15 protein-coding genes and 1 pseudogene are annotated in these 16,615 nt (G+C 73.1%); 7 read left to right on the plus strand and 9 right to left on the minus strand.

All coding sequences use genetic code 11. From position 1 onward, the window contains the following. Positions 1 to 63: 63 nt before the first annotated feature. Positions 64 to 651 (plus strand): O-methyltransferase, encoded by a 588-nt coding sequence (locus EV374_RS03940; RefSeq protein ID WP_089003702.1) that lies wholly within the window; start codon positions 64 to 66, stop codon positions 649 to 651. Between the two features lie 46 nt (positions 652 to 697). Here the strand turns inward: EV374_RS03940 and EV374_RS03945 are convergent, their stop codons facing one another. Together EV374_RS03945 and EV374_RS03950 are read right to left on the minus strand one after the other, a co-directional pair. Next, positions 698 to 2,164: a M17 family metallopeptidase gene (locus EV374_RS03945; protein WP_132231652.1), complete on the minus strand. Its 1,467-nt coding sequence runs from the start codon at positions 2,162 to 2,164 to the stop codon at positions 698 to 700. A 129-nt stretch (positions 2,165 to 2,293) separates the two neighbouring features. Beyond that, positions 2,294 to 2,461, minus strand: coding sequence for a DUF3117 domain-containing protein (locus EV374_RS03950; protein WP_007455245.1), 168 nt, complete (start codon positions 2,459 to 2,461; stop codon positions 2,294 to 2,296). A 189-nt stretch (positions 2,462 to 2,650) separates the two neighbouring features. Here EV374_RS03950 and EV374_RS03955 point away from each other — a divergent pair, with 189 nt between their 5' ends. Continuing rightward, the gene (locus EV374_RS03955) at positions 2,651 to 3,469 is read left to right on the plus strand and encodes a PaaX family transcriptional regulator (RefSeq protein ID WP_089002167.1); all 819 of its coding nucleotides are present in this window, start codon (positions 2,651 to 2,653) and stop codon (positions 3,467 to 3,469) included. 2 nt (positions 3,470 to 3,471) lie between these two features. Continuing rightward, the gene (locus EV374_RS03960; RefSeq protein WP_132231654.1) at positions 3,472 to 4,263 is read left to right on the plus strand and encodes an enoyl-CoA hydratase-related protein; all 792 of its coding nucleotides are present in this window, start codon (positions 3,472 to 3,474) and stop codon (positions 4,261 to 4,263) included. 69 nt (positions 4,264 to 4,332) lie between these two features. Here EV374_RS03960 and EV374_RS03965 read toward each other — a convergent pair whose 3' ends face one another. The 4 genes and pseudogenes from EV374_RS03965 to EV374_RS03980 form a co-directional block, all read right to left on the minus strand. Next, complete coding sequence (locus tag EV374_RS03965) at positions 4,333 to 4,956, minus strand: hypothetical protein (RefSeq protein ID WP_132231656.1); 624 nt, start codon at positions 4,954 to 4,956, stop codon at positions 4,333 to 4,335. Positions 4,957 to 4,969: 13 nt separating this feature from the next. Further along, a complete protein-coding gene (locus tag EV374_RS03970; RefSeq protein WP_132231658.1) occupies positions 4,970 to 5,551 on the minus strand; it encodes a DNA-3-methyladenine glycosylase I in 582 nt (193 codons plus the stop codon). 189 nt (positions 5,552 to 5,740) lie between these two features. Beyond that, positions 5,741 to 6,238, minus strand: a complete 498-nt coding sequence (locus EV374_RS03975; RefSeq protein ID WP_132231660.1) for an SRPBCC family protein — start codon at positions 6,236 to 6,238, stop codon at positions 5,741 to 5,743. Between the two features lie 452 nt (positions 6,239 to 6,690). Then, positions 6,691 to 7,053: pseudogene (locus tag EV374_RS03980) on the minus strand (DivIVA domain-containing protein); the annotation flags it as partial. A gap of 201 nt (positions 7,054 to 7,254) precedes the next feature. On the opposite strand from EV374_RS03980, the gene folP reads away from it, so the two are divergent. Beyond that, positions 7,255 to 8,124 (plus strand): dihydropteroate synthase, encoded by an 870-nt coding sequence (gene folP, locus EV374_RS03985; protein WP_132231662.1) that lies wholly within the window; start codon positions 7,255 to 7,257, stop codon positions 8,122 to 8,124. An 81-nt stretch (positions 8,125 to 8,205) separates the two neighbouring features. On the opposite strand, the gene ndhC is transcribed toward folP, so the two are convergent. Then, positions 8,206 to 8,583 (minus strand): NADH-quinone oxidoreductase subunit A, encoded by a 378-nt coding sequence (ndhC, locus tag EV374_RS03990; protein WP_121396759.1) that lies wholly within the window; start codon positions 8,581 to 8,583, stop codon positions 8,206 to 8,208. Positions 8,584 to 8,714: 131 nt separating this feature from the next. Here ndhC and EV374_RS03995 point away from each other — a divergent pair, with 131 nt between their 5' ends. The 3 genes from EV374_RS03995 to EV374_RS04005 all read left to right on the plus strand — a co-directional run bounded on the left by EV374_RS03995 (position 8,715) and on the right by EV374_RS04005 (position 13,312). Next, complete coding sequence (locus tag EV374_RS03995) at positions 8,715 to 10,124, plus strand: hypothetical protein (RefSeq protein ID WP_132231664.1); 1,410 nt, start codon at positions 8,715 to 8,717, stop codon at positions 10,122 to 10,124. A 313-nt stretch (positions 10,125 to 10,437) separates the two neighbouring features. Beyond that, complete coding sequence (locus EV374_RS04000; protein WP_132231666.1) at positions 10,438 to 12,285, plus strand: 2-oxoacid:acceptor oxidoreductase subunit alpha; 1,848 nt, start codon at positions 10,438 to 10,440, stop codon at positions 12,283 to 12,285. After that, complete coding sequence (locus tag EV374_RS04005; protein WP_132231668.1) at positions 12,278 to 13,312, plus strand: 2-oxoacid:ferredoxin oxidoreductase subunit beta; 1,035 nt, start codon at positions 12,278 to 12,280, stop codon at positions 13,310 to 13,312. The genes EV374_RS04000 and EV374_RS04005 overlap by 8 nt, the downstream gene beginning before the upstream one ends. A gap of 115 nt (positions 13,313 to 13,427) precedes the next feature. On the opposite strand, the gene EV374_RS04010 is transcribed toward EV374_RS04005, so the two are convergent. Together EV374_RS04010 and EV374_RS04015 are read right to left on the minus strand one after the other, a co-directional pair. Further along, positions 13,428 to 15,257, minus strand: a complete 1,830-nt coding sequence (locus EV374_RS04010) for a S1 family serine peptidase (RefSeq protein WP_132231670.1) — start codon at positions 15,255 to 15,257, stop codon at positions 13,428 to 13,430. Between the two features lie 289 nt (positions 15,258 to 15,546). Further along, positions 15,547 to 16,560, minus strand: coding sequence for a potassium channel family protein (locus tag EV374_RS04015; protein WP_132231672.1), 1,014 nt, complete (start codon positions 16,558 to 16,560; stop codon positions 15,547 to 15,549). Between the last annotated feature and the right edge of the window lie 55 nt (positions 16,561 to 16,615).

Below are 16,615 nucleotides of genomic sequence, written 5' to 3' on the forward strand. Positions count from 1 at the left end.
ATCGCCACGGTCGCCGGTTCCGGCAATTCGACGGCCCAGACCCTGCACTTCGCCGAGTCGTACGTGACCGAGGACCTCGTCCTGCGCACCGCCCGCAGCCTGGCCCACGAGGTCGGCCTGGAGGCGGTGACCCCCGGCGCCGGCGCGGCGCTGCGACTGCTCGCCGCCGCCGGCAGCGCCCGGGCGGTGGTGGAGATCGGCACCGGCACGGGAGTCAGCGGGGTCTGGCTGCTGCGCGGCATGCGCGCCGACGGCGTACTCACCACCATCGACGTCGAGGTCGAGCACCAGCGGATCGCCCGGCGGATCTTCACCGAGGCGGGCTTCGCCGCCGGTCGCACCCGGATCATCACCGGCCGGGCGCTGGACGTGCTCCCCCGGCTCGCCGACGGCGCGTACGACCTGGTCTTCGTGGACGCGGAGGCGACCGGGTTCGCCGCCTGCGTGGACGCCGCGCTGCGGCTGCTGCGGCCGGGCGGCGTGGTCGCGCTCAACGGCACGCTGGCCGGCGGCCGGATCGGCGACCCCGCCGCCCGGGACGTCGAGACGGTGACCGTCCGCGAGGCGATCAAGGCCATCCGGGAGTCCGAGCACTGGATCCCGGCGCTGTTGCCGGTCGGCCACGGGCTGCTCGCCGCCGTCAAGTGCTGACCCGCCGCTGACCGGGGGCCCGCCGGGGGCGGGCGCCGCCGGACGGTCAACCCAGCGAGCCCAGCCAGCGCAGCAGCGAGCGTACGCCCCAGCCGGTCGCGCCCCGGGTCAGTTCGGCGTCGTCGCCGTCGGCCCACGACGGCGCGGACATGTCCACGTGCAGCCACCGGTCGCGCAGCCCGCCGGTGAACTCCCGCAGGTAGAGCGCGGCCATCACGGACCCGGCGCCCCGGTCCGGCGAGCTGTGCAGGTCGGCCAGGTCGCTGCCGAGGTGCTCGGCGTAGTCGGCGGGCAGCGGCATCCGCCAGGCGGCCTCGCCGGCGGCGGCGACAGCGGCCAGCACGTCCGCGGCGAGCCCGTCGTTGTCGCTGTAGAGGGCGCCGGTGCGCTTGCCCAGCGCGACCGCGTTCGCCCCGGTGAGCGTGGCGAGGTCGACCAGCAGGTCGGGTTGGAGTTCGGCGACGGCGTACGCGAGCGCGTCGGCCAGGACCAGTCGCCCCTCGGCGTCGGAGTTGGTGGTCTCGCTCGTCGTACCGCCGTAGTGGCGGATGATGTCGCCCGGACGGAACGCCGAGCCGCTGAGCATGTTCTCCGCCAGCGGCGCGAGCGTGGTGACCCGGACCGGCAGGCGCAGGGCCGCCGCGCCGAGGGTGGCCGCGACCACCGCCGCCGCGCCCGCCATGTCCTTGCGCATCAGCTTCATCGAGGCCACCGGCTTGATCGAGATGCCGCCGGTGTCGAACGTGATCCCCTTGCCGACCAGCACCACGTGGGTACGCGCGTCGGCCGGCCGCCAGTCCAGCTCGACCAGGCGCGGGCCGCTGGCCGAGCCGCCTCCGACGGCGAGGATCCCGCCGAAGCCCTCGGCCGCCAACTCCTCCGGCTCGCGGACCCGCAGGTGCAGGTCGGGCACGTCGGCGGCGAGGGCGGCGACCTGGTCGGCGAACCACTGCGGGTTCTTCACCGACGAGGGAGTGTTGGTGAGGTCGCGGGCGAACCGGGTCATCCGGGCCGTCGTCCGGGCCACCTCAAGGGCCGTGGTGTGCGCGTCCGGGTCGGTCACCACGACGTCGACCTCCGCCAGGGCGGGGGCGGTGCCGGCGTCGGTCAGCCGGAACCGGTACGAGGCCAGCAGCAGCCCCTCGACCAGACCGCGTACGGACGCCTCGGTGGTGTCGGCCGGCGTGGCCAACGTGACGTGGATCTCATCCTTCGCCGCCCGGGCCAGAGCCGCACCGGCTGCCCGCCAGCCCGCCTCGTCGCCCTCGCCGACGCCGAGCAGCAGCAGCCGGCCGGGGTCCCGCCCGGGTCGCAGCTGCGCCTGGACCTCACCGGGGCGCCCGGTCAGTCGGGCCGCCGGCACGAGGGCGTCGGCCTCCTCGGCCACGCCGTCGGGCAGCGTCGCCCCGGTCGGGGCCGGTCGGGCCGGTTCGTCGCCGGCCGCACCTGGCCGGACGGGCAGAACGAGGGTGTCGAGCCGGTCCGGCTCGGCGAGCAGACGGATGGCGAGCACGCGGAGCCGTACCTCCAGGAAGCTCGCGGAGCGTGGCTCCGCGGGAGAATGAAGACCCTGAGCCACCGGCGGGGCCGGTGGCTCAGGGGTTGACGAAAGGCCCACGCGGACGCGCGGACCGTTCCTCGGTCAGCCGGCGGCTGCCTTCAGTGCGTCACCGAGCGCGTTGGCCTCGTCGGGAGTCATCTCGACGACGAGCCGGCCACCGCCCTCCAGCGGGACGCGCATGACGATGCCCCGGCCCTCCTTGGTGACTTCCAGCGGACCGTCGCCCGTCCGCGGCTTCATCGCCGCCATGTTGTCTCCCCTCAGACCTACACCAGGGTCGGTGGGTTGCCCCACAGCCACTTCGTCTTGACCACCGCAACCTACGCGGGGGTGTCGACCAACGATTTTCCCTGATGAACACCGCCGGACCCAAACCGAAGCAGCATTGATGTAACAGCATCTAGCTTATCCTGAGAAGGCCTGTCACAATGTGCGGTCATGCAGGCACGGTCGGCACTCTTCGACCTGTACGGCGACCACCTCCGGGCGAGGGGCGGCCGGGCACCCGTCGCCGCCCTGGTCAGGCTGCTGGCGCCGCTCGGGATCGCCCCGCCCGCCGTGCGTACGGCGGTCTCCCGGATGGTCCGCCAGGGGTGGCTCGACCCCTGTCGGCTGACCTCCGGGCCGGGATATTCGATCACTCCGAAAGCCGCCCGCCGGCTGGACGAGGCGGCGGCGCGGATCTACCGGACGGGCCGGATCACCTGGGACGGGCGGTTCGACCTGCTGGTGCTGGAGGCTCCCCTGTCCCGGCGGGACCGGCAGCGGCTCGCCGCCAACCTGACCTTCCTCGGCTACGGCGCCCTGGACGAGTGCACCTGGGTGGCGACCCGGCCCGGCGAGGACGTGGACGTGCTGCTCGACGAGGCGGGCGTGCGCTATGAGCGGTTCACCGCCGCGCACACCGCCGGCACCCCCGGCGCGATGGGCGTGGTGCGCCGCGCCTGGGACCTGGCGGAGATCGGCCAGGCGTACGAGCAGTTCGTCGCCGAGCAGCGACCGCTGCTGGCCGGGGTCACCGTGCGCAGCCTCGACGAGGAGGCGTACGCCGCCCGGTTCCGGCTCGTGCACGCGTGGCGTACCTTCCTGTTCCGGGACCCGCAGTTGCCCCCGGCGCTGCTCCCCGAGCGTTGGCCCGGCACCGCCGCGGCCAGTTTCTTCGACCGGCACGCGGCGCGGCTGCGGCCGGCCGCCGACCGGTACGTCGAGCAGTGCCTCGACTCCGGCAACCGCATCGCCCGACAGAAGGGTCGTTAGAAGTGACCGAGCCGCTGCTCGTCGACCGCACCGACGCCGTCGTCACCCTGACACTGAACCGCCCCACGGCGATGAACGCGCTCGACGTCGCGCTCAAGGAGGCGCTGCGCGACACGCTGGCCGAACTGGAGACCGACCGGTCCTGCCGCGCGGTGGTGCTCGCGGGCGCGGGTCGGTCGTTCAGCGCCGGCCAGGACCTCCGTGAGCACGTGCAGACCCTGGAGTCCACCGACGGCAACCCGCTGGACACCGTCCGCGCGCACTACAACCCGATCGCCGCCCGGCTGGCCAACCTGCCCAAGCCGGTGGTCGCCGCCGTGCGGGGGATGGCCGCCGGGGCGGGCGCCTCGCTGGCCTTCCTGGCCGACATCCGCATCGGCGGGCCGTCGACCAGCTTCCTGATGGCGTTCGCCAAGGTCGGGCTCGCCGCCGACACCGGCGCCTCCTGGACGCTGCCCCGGCTGGTCGGGCACGCCAAGGCCATCGAGCTGCTGATGCTGGCCGAGCCGGTGGGCGCCACGGACGCCTGCCAGATCGGGCTGCTCAACCGCCTGGTGGAGGACGACGAGCAGGTGCTGCCGACCGCGCAGGAGTTGGCCGCCCGGCTGGCCGCCGGCCCGACCGTCGCGTACGGGGCGATCAAGCGGCAGCTCTCCATCGCCGACGCGGGCACGCTGGCCGACGCCCTGGCCGCCGAGGCGCAGGCGCAGTCGATCTGCGGGGGCACCGCCGACCACCGCGCCGGCACCCTGGCCTTCGTCAACAAGCAGAAGCCGGTCTTCGAGGGCCGCTGACGCCTCCCCCGGGCCGGCCCGCCCCCGCATTCCACGCGCCGGTGGGCCGGGCGGCCGTCGCCGGTCGGCTCAGTCGTCCTCCTCCGGATCCTGGTTGGCCTCCGCGCCGAGCACGAACGCCTGCATGGCCAGCTGGTCGCCGGAGGGCGAGACGAAGGCCGGCAGCTCGCGGGGGCCCAGCTCCTGCACGTAGGCCCAGAACAGGCGGACCGCCTCGGCGGGCGACGCGGCCTCGATCGGCAGGTCCAGGCTGACCAGCCAGGAGCGCCGCTGCGGCGGCGGGCCGAGCCGGTCGGCCAGGGCCCCGAAGGCCGCCGGGTCCAGCGCGGTCACCGGCCCGTCGAGCGCCAGCGCGTCGGCCGGCACCGGCTCGTCGAAGGCCCGCCGGGTGTACGCCACCACCAGCGGCGCCTCGACCCGCTCGGACAGCGGGTCGTCCGGGTCCTCCCGCTCCTCGCCACCGGCCCCGGTGACCCGGCCCAGCGCCACCAGCCGGGGCGGCGCGTCGACCAGCACGGCCACCCGGTCGCCGGGGCGGGGCCGGGCGGCGTCGGCCAGGCCGGTCAACTCGAGCGTGTCGTGGTGGACGAGCCGCTCGGCCTCGTAGCGCCCGGTGGGCAGCAGCACCGCCCAGGCGCCCGTGCCGTCGGCGGGGCGCGCCCCGTCCACCCGGTGCGCGGTGTCGGTCGTCATGGCCTCCATCCCATCACGCCGCCCGCACCGCCACGACGTGGCAGCCCGCAAGGTGGTCGTCGACCATCCCGGTGGCCTGCATCAGCGCGTAGGCCGTGGTCGGGCCGACGAAGCGGAAGCCCCGCTTCTTGAGCGCCTTGGCCATCGCGGTGGACTCGGCGGTCAGCGCCGGCACCTCCGCGAACGACGTGGGTCGGGCCGGCCGGGGCGGCGGGGCGAAGGACCAGAGCAGCGCGGAGAGCCCCTCCGGAAGCTCCAGCGCCGCCCGGGCGTTGGCGATCGCCGCCTCGATCTTGGCCCGGTTGCGGACGATGCCGGCGTCGGCGAGCAGCCGGGCGACGTCGGCGTCGCCGTAGTCGGCCACGGTCTCGATCCGGAACTCGTCGAAGGCCAGCCGGAACGCGGGACGTTTGCGCAGGATGGTCAGCCAGGACAGCCCCGACTGGAACGCCTCCAGCGTGAGCCGCTCGTAGAGCGCGTCGTCGCCGCGCAGGGGCCGGCCCCACTCGGTGTCGTGGTAGGCGGCGTAGTCGGGGGTGCTGTGCCCCCAGCCGCATCGCGGCAGCCCGTCGGCGCCGATCACCAGGTCAGTCACGCGTCCACGCTAGGGCACGGCCCCGACGGGTCCGCGCCCTGCGGCCCCGCGCCGCGCCCCGGCCGCCGGGCCCGGTCCGCCCGGGTTCGCCGACATCGGGGCGTCCCGGTCACGCCGACACCCCGATGTCGGCGACGTCGAGTCGATCAAGCCAGGTCACCGACGGGGCATGATCCCCGGCCGCCCCGGTCAGGGGAGCCGGCCCTGCTCCACCAGCCGACCGAACTTCTTCAGCGCCTGGCTGAGGCTGAACTTCGACCCGGGCCAGAGCACCGGCCAGGCCACCCGGCCCGCCGGCCCGCCGGGCAGGTGGAACCACTCGTGCCAGACCACCTGGGTGCGGTTCCGCTCCAGCGGCGTGCAGCGGAGCACGCCGGGGCCGCGCAGCAGCTTCCCGCAGTGCACCACGCCCACCTCGTAGGGCGCGTCCACCCGGACCACCCGCATCTCGTCACGCAGCACGGCGGGGCCGAGCGCCGTGACCGCCTCGACCAGGCTGCCCTCGCCGCCGTCGCCCTCGACCACCCGGACGGTGGTGAAGGGGATCCAGTCCGACTGCCGCTCCCAGGCGGTCAGCGCCGCGAAGACCCGCTCCGCCGGCGCGTCGACGATCACCGTGGCGGTGACCTCGCCCGCGCCGGGCTGCGCCACGTCGCGCAGGTCGTCGCCGGGTTCCGGACCGGTCACTTCGACTCCGACCCCGACCCGACCACCGGGCCGGGGCTGGTCGCGTCACCCGCCGGGCGCGTCGTGCCGTCGCCCTCGTCGGGCCGGTCCACTGCGGTGTCGTCCTCGTCGGTCCGGTCCACGGCGGTCTCGCCCGCGCCGGGTCGGTCCACGGCCGCGTCGCCGGCCCCCGTCCGATCCACGGCCGCGTCGCCGGCCCCCGTCCGATCCACGGCGGCGTCGCCGGTCCGGTCCGCGGCGCGGTCGGCGCCGGGCCGGGCGAAGGCCGCGTCGCCGGGGTCCCTGGCGGCTGCGGAGCCGGCCGGGGTCGCGTCCTTCGCCGCCGACGCGGCGGTCGGGCCCGCGAACGCGGGGATCGGCGCGACGACCACGTCGGTGTCCCCCGGCGCGTCCGGGCGGTCGGCCCCGACCGGCACCGTCCCCCGGGCCTCCGGCGACGGCTCGGCCGCGGCGGCCCCGGCCGCCTGCTCCCGCGCCCGGCGCAGGGCGTCGGCATCCGCCGTCCGCCCCTCGCGCAGCGCGGCGACCTCCGCCTCCAGCACGCCGATCAGCTCGGACTTGTAGCCGATGTCGTAGGCCGCCCGGCGCAACGCGTGGTCGACCTGGGCCATGCGGTAGCCCCGCAGCGCGGTGTCGAACCGGACCTCGCCCACGTCGGACTCGGCGAGCGGGCGGGACGCCGGCAGCGGCACGGACCGCCCGTCCGGCTCGGCCGGCACCAGGCCGGGATCCCGGCCGGAGACCAGCACCGTCACCCCGAACACGACCGCCGCGACGGTCAACGCCACAACCAGCAGGAGCAGAACCTGACCCATGCACAGATCGTGGCATGTCGAACCGCCGGGAGCGACCCCGCCACCCGCCGCGCCCCGGATCCGTGCCGATGACCCTCCGCCCGACGCGCCGGTACGGGAGGCGGCGACGGCGGACCGGCGGGGCCCGACCCGGGCGGACCGGCTAGCGTCGTCATCGGCCGACGGCGGGGACGGGTCGGCGGCGGACCTTCAGGAGGCGGCATGGCCGGGGCGCTTCGGCTCGGTGGGCGCACGTTCGGCCCGGACGAGCTGGTGGTGATGGCGATCGTCAACCGCACGCCGGACTCGTTCTTCGACCAGGGCGCGACCTTCGCGCAGGACAGCGCGCTGCGCGCCGTGGAACGGGCGGTCGAGGAGGGCGCCGAGATCATCGACATCGGCGGGGTCAAGGCAGGTCCCGGCGCCGAGGTCGACGTGGCCGAGGAGATCCGTCGCACGGTGGCGACCATCGCCGCCGTCCGGGCCGCCTTCCCCGACGTGGTGATCTCGATCGACACCTGGCGGGCCGAGGTGGCGGTGGAGGCGGTGGCGGCGGGCGCCGACCTGCTCAACGACACCTGGTCCGGCGCCGACCCGGCCCTGGCCCAGGTGGCGGCGCAGACGGGCGCCGGACTGGTCTGCTCGCACGCCGGCGGCCTGGCGCCCCGGACCCGCCCGCACCGCGCGGCCTTCGACGACGTGGTCGCCGACGTGCTCACGACGGTGACCGGGCTCGCCGACCGCGCGGTCGCGCTGGGCGTACGCGCCGACGGGATCCTGATCGACCCGGCGCACGACTTCGGCAAGAACACCCGACACTCCTTGGAGATCACCCGCCGGCTCGGCGAGCTCTCCGGCACCGGCTGGCCGCTGCTGGTGGCCCTGTCGAACAAGGACTTCATCGGCGAGACGCTGGACCTGCCGGTGGCCGAACGGCTGGAGGGGACGCTCGCGGCCACGGCGGTCTCGGCCTGGCTGGGCGCCCGGGTGTTCCGCGCGCACCAGGTCCGCCCCACCCGGCGGGTGCTCGACATGGTCGCCTCGATCCGGGGCGACCGTCCGCCGACGCTGACCCGGCGCGGCCTCGCCTGACCGTCGCCGCACGGGGACGGCGGGGCGACCGTCGGCCGCCCGCGCCGGGACAGGGCGGTGAGGGGCTGACCGAGGCCGAGGTCAGGACCAGCGCAGGATGTTCTTGCGCCAGGCGTAGAGGATGCCGAGCGCCAGCACCGCGACGAAGACCGCCATCTCCACGACCGTGACCATGCCGAACCCCGGCCGGTCGAAGACGACCGCCCAGGGGAAGAGGAACACCGACTCCACGGCGAACAACACGTAGAGGTACGCGTACACGTAGTAGCGGATCTGCATCTGCGCCCAGTCGGCGCCGACGGGGTCGAGGCCGCACTCGTAGCTGGTGCGTTTGCCGAAGGGATCCGCCGGACGGGCAGGACGTAACACCCGGTTGGCCGAGAACGCCGTAACGAAGAAGAGGACGCTGGCGAGCAACAACAGCCCGAGCGTCGCGTACGAGCCCAGGTAACCGGTCACGGTCGCTGAGCCTACCGCTCCTCGTCGCGGCCCGGGTCGAACCCGTTACGGATTCGTTTCCCGGCGGGACTAGTGCCCTCTGGCAACAATTGTCGAATATTGGGATCTCACTCATCGTCACCGGAGGACAGATGGCTCGCGTGGACGTACGGCCCGGCCGGCGGGCGCGTGACCGACGCGCCGTGCCCCTGTTGGCGATCGGCCTCGCGGTCGGACTGACCGTCGCCGCGGTGCCCGGCTGGGCGACCGCCGCCCCGACCGCCGCCCGGGCCGCCTCCATCGCGACCGAGCCGGCCGGCGAGCCGGGCGGGGACACGCCTACGGCGGATCCGACGGACACGGGGCCGGTGCCCACCGAGGCGCCCTCGACCACCGCGCCGCCGCCGGAGACCACGCCACCGGCCACGACGACCGAGCCGGCCCCGACGACGACGGCCCCGGAGCAGCCGGCGCCGACCACCGCCGCACCGACCACCGCCGCACCGCCCCCGGCGCCGTCGGTGCCGCCGGTCCGGCCCTCCGCGCCCGCCGCCACCCCGCCGGCGCCCCTGTCCGGGGTCAGCGTCACGACCGACGACATCACCCTGACCGCCGCGTACTGGAACGCGCCGAGCACGGTGACCACGCTCCGGGTGACCATCACGAACACGGGCGCCACGCCCGCCCGCATCGGGCTGTCCTACACGCTGCCGGCCGGACTCTCCGACGCCGGCACCGCGGGCTGCGCCCCGGTCGGCGGCGGGGAGCACCGCTGCGGGGAGTGGACCAGCGCGCCCGGCGCCCGGTTCAGCACCCTGCTCCGGGTACGCGTCGACGGCGACGCCTGGAAGCGGATGCCGCTCAGCGGCTCCGTCCGGGTCACCGCGACCGCCCCCGGCGTGCCCGGCCCGGTGGGCGACGACGAGGGGTTCGCGGTGCTCTTCCCGCCCGGCCCGCCGGTGCCGGGGATCAGGCTGGACGCCGACGCGGTCTCCTTCGACATCAGCGGCGGGTCGAGCGGGCTCGACGTGCGCCTGGGCAACACCGGGAAGGTGGATGCCGAGGGCCGGATCGAGGTGGTCCTGCCGGCCGGGGTGACCGTGCCGACGCCCCCGTCCGGATGCACCACGGTCGACCCCTCCCGTACGCGCTGCAAGCTGGGCACCCTCGCCGCCGGCCGGACCGCGCAGCTGCGGCTGCCGGTCTCCGCGACCCCCGAGGCGCAGCGGCAGGCCCCGCTGGCCGGCGCGGTGCTCGGCCAGCTCGACCCGCGCAGCGGCCGGGCCCGGCAGGTGCAGATGAGCTTCCGGATCACCGCCGCCGCCGCGCTGGCGACCCCGGTGGCCTCGCCGCCCGCGCCGACCGGGTCGCAGGGCGTGCTCGCCGCCGACGCCGCGGCCGTCGGCGGCGACGGCGGAGGTGGCTCGGCACGGCGGACCGCGATCCTGCTGATCGTGGTCTCCACGCTGCTGGTGGTGTTCGCCCTCACGCTGGCGACCACCTCCCTGCGGCGGCGGATGACCGCCCCGGCGGGTGGGCCGTCCACGGCACCGACCGAGTGACCCGGGCGGCCCCGGTCCGACCGGGTCGGCGCCCCACCCGCCCCACGGCCGGTGATCTGGATTACGGCGGGTGGACGGAAACGCCTCAAATCGGGGTGGAATCTCGCTGGATCGCATCCCACAGGGCGGCCTCCGAGAAGGTTGGGGCCGCGATTCGACGTAGGCTCTCAGGTGAGGTAACTACAGCGGACCGGGCCCGCCTCGGCGGGCCTGGTGCAGCGGTGCGTCAAGGAGGTCACGTGGCCGGGCAAGGCGAGGTCACCATCACGTTCAGCCGCCCGCGCGACCGCGCCCAGCGAAGCGAGGTGCAGGCGTGACCAAGCAGATCCGTCAACTGGACCGGGTGGTGATCCGGTTCGCCGGTGACTCCGGCGACGGCATGCAGCTCACCGGCGACCGGTTCACCTCGGAGACCGCGCAGCTCGGCAACGACATCTCCACGTTGCCGAACTTCCCGGCGGAGATCCGCGCTCCCGCCGGCACCCTGCCGGGCGTGTCGAGCTTCCAGGTGCACTTCGCCGACTACGACATCCTGACCCCCGGCGACTCGCCGAACGTGCTGGTGGCGATGAACCCGGCGGCGCTCAAGGCGAACCTCGCCGACCTGCCGCGGGGCGCGGACATCATCGTCAACACCGACGAGTTCACCAAGCGCAACCTGGCCAAGGTCGGCTACCAGTCGAACCCGCTCGAGGACGACTCCCTCGCCGGCTACGTGGTGCACCCGGTGGCGCTGACCTCGATGACGGTGGGCGCGCTCGCCGAGCTCGCGGTGTCCAAGAAGGACGCCGAGCGGGCCAAGAACATGTTCGCCCTCGGCCTGCTCTCCTGGATGTACAACCGGCCGTACGAGTCGACGCTGCGCTTCCTGGAGCGCAAGTTCGCCGCCCGCCCCGAGCTGGTCGCGGCGAACGTCGCGGCGTTCCGGGCCGGCTGGAACTTCGGCGAGACCACCGAGGACTTCGCGGTCCGCTACGAGGTCAAGCCGGCGAAGATGCGGCCGGGCACCTACCGCAACATCACCGGCAACGCGGCCCTGTCGCTCGGCCTGGTGGCCGCCGGCGTCCGCTCCGGGCTGCCGGTCTTCCTGGGCGCCTACCCGATCACCCCGGCCTCGGACATCCTGCACGAGCTGAGCAAGCACAAGCGCTTCGGCGTGCTCACCATGCAGGCCGAGGACGAGATCGCCGCGGTCGGCGCGGCGTTGGGCGCGTCGTACGGCGGCTCGCTCGGCGTCACCACCACCAGCGGCCCGGGCGTGGCGCTCAAGAGCGAGACGATCTCCCTCGCGGTGGCACTGGAGCTGCCGCTGGTCATCGTCGACGTGCAGCGGGCCGGTCCCTCCACGGGCATGCCCACCAAGACCGAGCAGGCCGACCTCAACATGGCGCTCTACGGCCGCCACGGCGAGGCCCCGATCGCGGTGATCGCGCCGAAGTCGCCGTCGGACTGCTTCCACGCGGCCATCGAGGCGGCCCGGATCGCGCTGACCTACCGCACGCCGGTCATCCTGCTGTCCGACAACTACGTCGCCAACGGCTCCGAGCCGTGGCTGCTGCCCGACGTCGAGTCGCTGCCCGACCTGCGCGTCGAGTTCGCCACGAAGCCCAACGGCGACGACGGCACCACGTTCCTGCCGTACCTGCGCGACCCGGAGACCCTGGCCCGGCCGTGGGCCGTCCCGGGCACCGCCGGGCTGGAGCACCGCATCGGCGGCCTGGAGAAGGCCGACAAGACCGGCGACATCTCGTACGACCCGGCGAACCACGACTTCATGGTGCGCACCCGGGCGGCCCGGATCGAGACGATCCCGGTGCCGGACGTCGAGGTCGAGGACCCGGACGGCGACGCCCGGGTGCTGGTGCTCGGCTGGGGCTCCACGTACGGGCCCATCGGCGCGGCGTGCCGGGGCCTGCGCCAGCGCGGCCACGCCATCGCGCAGGCGCACCTGCGGCACCTCGCCCCGATGCCGGCCAACCTCGGCACGGTGCTGCGCTCCTACGACCGAGTGGTCATCCCCGAGATGAACCTCGGCCAGCTCGCCCACGTGATCCGGGCGAAGTACCTGGTCGACGCGATCGGCTACAACCAGGTCCGCGGCCTGCCGTTCACGGCCAACGAGCTGGAGACGATGCTGGAAGAGGTCCTGAAGAATGTCTGAGCCCGTCGCCCTCAAGCTCACCGCCAAGGACTTCAAGTCCGACCAGGAGGTGCGCTGGTGCCCCGGCTGCGGCGACTACGCGATCCTCGCCGCGATCCAGCAGTTCATGCCGGAGCTGAACATCCCGCGCGAGCGGATCGTCTTCGTCTCGGGCATCGGCTGCTCGTCGCGCTTCCCGTACTACATGAACACCTACGGGATGCACTCGATCCACGGCCGTGCCCCGGCGATCGCCACCGGCCTGTCGGCCAGCCGGCCCGACCTGTCGGTCTGGGTGGTCACCGGTGACGGCGACGCGCTCTCGATCGGCGGCAACCACCTGATCCACGCGCTGCGCCGCAACGTCAACCTGAAGATCCTGCTGTTCAACAACCGGATCTACGGCCTGACGAAGGGGCAGTACTCGCCGACCTCCGAGGTCGGGAAGGTCACGAAGTCGACCCCGGCGGGCTCGGCCGACGCGCCGTTCAACCCGCTGTCGCTCGCCCTCGGTGCCGAGGCCACCTTCGTGGGCCGCACCATCGACTCGGACCGCAAGCACCTCCAGTCGGTGCTGCGGGCGGCGGCGGAGCACCAGGGCTCGGCGTTCGTGGAGATCTACCAGAACTGCAACATCTTCAACGACGGCGCGTTCGACCAGCTCAAGGAGCCGGCCACCCGCGACGACTTCCTGATCCGGCTGGAGCACGGGCAGCCGATCACGTTCGGCAAGGACGGGCAGTTCTGCGTCGTGCACCCGCCCGGCGGGTTCGGCCTGGAGGTCCGGGAGACCGCGTCGGTCAACCCGGGTGAGATCGTCGTGCACGACGCGACGGTCACCGACCCGGCGTACGCCTTCGCGCTGTCCCGCCTGCCCGGCCTGGACCTGCGGAACACCCCGATCGGCGTGTTCCGCTCGGTGGACCGGCCGTCCTACGACAGCGTGGTGCAGGAGCAGCTCGCCGAGGCGAAGGCGAAGGTCACCGAGACCCCGGAGCAGCAGCTCGCCGGCCTCCTCGCCAGCGGGGACACCTGGACCATCCTCTGACCGGCGCGACCGGCCGCCACCCCGCGAGGGCGCGACCGGCCGCCGTCGACAGCACCGGAAAGGGCCCGCAACCGAATGGTTGCGGGCCCTTTCGTTGCATGGTGGTGCGAACCGATCAGAAGATCAGGTTGTAGTCGCCCCAGCCGCTGGAGATGACCTTGCCGCTGGCATCGATCCAGTCGCCCTTGCCGTTGGTGGTGTAGAGCCGCATCTGGTTGCTGCTGTTGATGCCCATCATGTCCATCATGTTGTCGCCGTTCCAGTCGCCCAGCGTCATGATGTTCTTGAAGTTGGCCCAGCCGCTGCCGATCTGGGTGCCGGACGGGTTGGTCCAACCACCGGCGCCGTCGGACTGGTACATCTTGAGGATGCCGGTCGACGTGCGGCCGATGATCACCTCAAGCCCGTCGCCCTTCCAGGCACCCGGCGTGAGGAACAGGTTGAACCCGTTCCAGCCGGTGCCGATCCGGGTGCCCGCCGGGTTCTCCCAGCCGCCCGCACCGTTGCTGGTGTAGCGGACGAGGTCGCCGTTGGACTTGCGGACCAGCAGGCTCGGCCGGTTGTTGCCCATCCAGTTGTTGGTGACCATGAGGGCGGTGAAGTTCGCCCAGCCGGTGCCGATCAGCTTGCCGCCGCCGACGAAGTTGCCCGCGCCGTCGCTGTTGTAGATGTACAGCTCGCCGTTGGTCTTCATCGCCATGATGGACGGCTTGTGGTCGCCGTTCCAGTTGTAGACGCGGAAGACCCGCTTGAAGCTGCCCCAACCGGAGTTGATCTTGCGAGGAGCGTAGTAGAAGCCGCCGACCCCGTTGTTGGCGAACCCGGCGCCGTAGAACAGCTGCAGGTTGCCGGCGGTGTCCCGGCCGATCAGGTCGGTGTGCCCGTCGCCGGACCAGTCGGCGTTGATCAGCGGCGGCCGGGTGAAGTCGGCCTTCACCGTGTTGACGTAGTTGTTCAGCCGCACGTAGTAGCCCGGCTCCGAACCACAGACGACGGAACCCCAGGAGGTGACACCGACCTGCTTGCCGCCGACCATCAGCGGGCCGCCGGAGTCGCCGGAGCACGTGTCGGGGACCGGATTCGTCGGGGTACCCCCACCCTCACCCGCACAGGTCATCCCGGCCGGGTCGTACTGCACCATGTAGCTGGCACAGACGGAGTCGGACCGGATCGGAACCGTCGCCTTGCGCAGCCGGCTGTCGTCGACATCGTTACCGGCGCCGTCGTAGGCGATGCCGTAACCGGCGATCACCGCGGAGGTGCCGGCCACGTACGGCGTCGCGTCGCCCTGCGTGCTCAGCGACACCGGCGTGTACTCGGCCGGCAGGTTCTTCTTGAGGGTGAGCACCGAGATGTCGTTCTGCAGCGGAACCGACGGGTCGTTGTAGTTCTCGACGATGTTCCAGCCCTGGTGGGTCCAGGTGGAACCGACCTCGGCGACGTACCCACTGCCGTCGAGGATGTTGCCCTGCTCGTCGAGGAGCTGGTCGTTGCCGGCGATGACCCGGGTGGTGCCCGGGCCGTCGGCGGTGCAGTGCGCGGCCGTCAGCACCTTGTTGGGCGCGACGATCGTGCCGGTGCACCACCACCAGTAGTACGTGCCGTCGATCTGCAGCGTGCTGACGACACCGACGATGTACGGGAACTCCGACGCGCTGGCGAGGCCTCCCCCGACGATGCGCGGCTTCGCACTCGTACCCGACTGGAAGCGAGGCCCCTTGGCGCCCGGTGCGGGAAGTTCGATCTTGCCCTTCTGCAGGTTCGGCAGCTTCCTCGGGCGCTCGGCCTGAGAACCGCTCGCCGCGTCGTACACGCCACCCCCGGCGGGGGCGGCCTGCGCGACGGTCACGGGCGCGACGACTGCCGCGCCCGCCAGGGCGAGGCCCGCCACGACGCCGGCCGACCAGCGTCGTCCGGATCCTGCGGAATTTGCCACTTCAGCCACTTATTGTTTCCCGTCGTTCGATTAACGAGGCACTCGGAACGGCGCAGCGGAGATGCCCGACCAGACGGGAAGACGACAGTCGACGCCCGAGGCCAGAGCCTCCGCGCGAAAAATGTTGCCCCCGTCGCCGGAGCCAGCGACAGTACGTCGACTGCGGTCAATTGTCACACCCGCTGGCGATTCCGAGCCGCCAAACGGTAGCAAGCATTCCGTCGTCGAGATAGATCCGTAAAGGGGATTCTTGACTCAGCCCAAGAGCCCGACCGGGCACGACGCCCGGCGGGACCGGTCAGGGAGCGGCGGTCGCCTGAGGACGGTCGTCGCGTACGTGCACCAGCATGTCGCCGGTCTCGATGACCGCGCCGGCCTTGTCGGCCAGGGTGACCACCTTGCCCCGCCGGACCAGGGCGATGACCAGCGATTCCAGCTCGCGGGGCGAGCGGCCCACCTCGGAGCGCTCGGCGGAGCGCATCGCCAGCGCCATGCCCTGGCCGGGGGTGAGCAGGTCCTCCACCACGTCGATCAGCGGCGGGGCCGAGGTGGACAGGCCCAGCAGCCGGCCGGCGGTGGCCGAGGAGACGATCACGTGGTGGGCGCCGCTCTGCTTGAGCAGCGGGGCGTTCTCCGCCTCCCGGGCGGCGGCGATGATCCGCACCTGCCCGGCGGTGAGCTGCCGTACGGTCAACGCCACCAGGACCGAGGCGTCGTCGCTGTCGGTCGCGATGATCACCGCCTTGGCGTTTCGTACGTGCGCCTCGTTGAGCACCGACGAGCGGGTCGCCGAGCCCTCGATCGCCACCAGGCCGGCCGAGGTGGCCTGCCGCAGCGCCGAACCGCTGCGTTCCACCACCACGATCCGGGACTTGTCGAGCCCGTTCTCCAGCAGGGCGGAGACCGCGCTGCGGCCCTTCGTGCCGTAGCCGCAGATGATGACGTGGTCCTTCACGGCTCTCCTCCACCGCGACAGGCGGCGCCCGGTGCGGTACTGCTCGGTCAACACTTCCAGGGTGGTACCGACCAGGATGATCAGGAAGATCACCCGGGCCGGCGTGATGTAGACGACGTTGATCAGCCGGGCGCTCTGACTGACCGGGGCGATGTCCCCGTAGCCGGTGGTCGAGAGGCTGACCACCGTGTAGTAGAAGCAGTCGAGGAGGGTCAGCCCGTCCTCGTTGACGTCGCGGTAGCCGTCCCGGTCGAGGTAGACCACGGCGACGGTGGCGAAGACCAGGCCGAGGGCGGCGGCCAGCCGGAGACTCAGCGCGCTCAGAGGGCCCCGTCGCTGGGCGGGAAAATGGATCACGGGAGGGCCTGTCCCGGCCCTGTCGTCGCCTGCACGACCACAACATAGCGGCCTG

Source organism: Micromonospora sp. CNZ303, assembly GCF_004345505.1.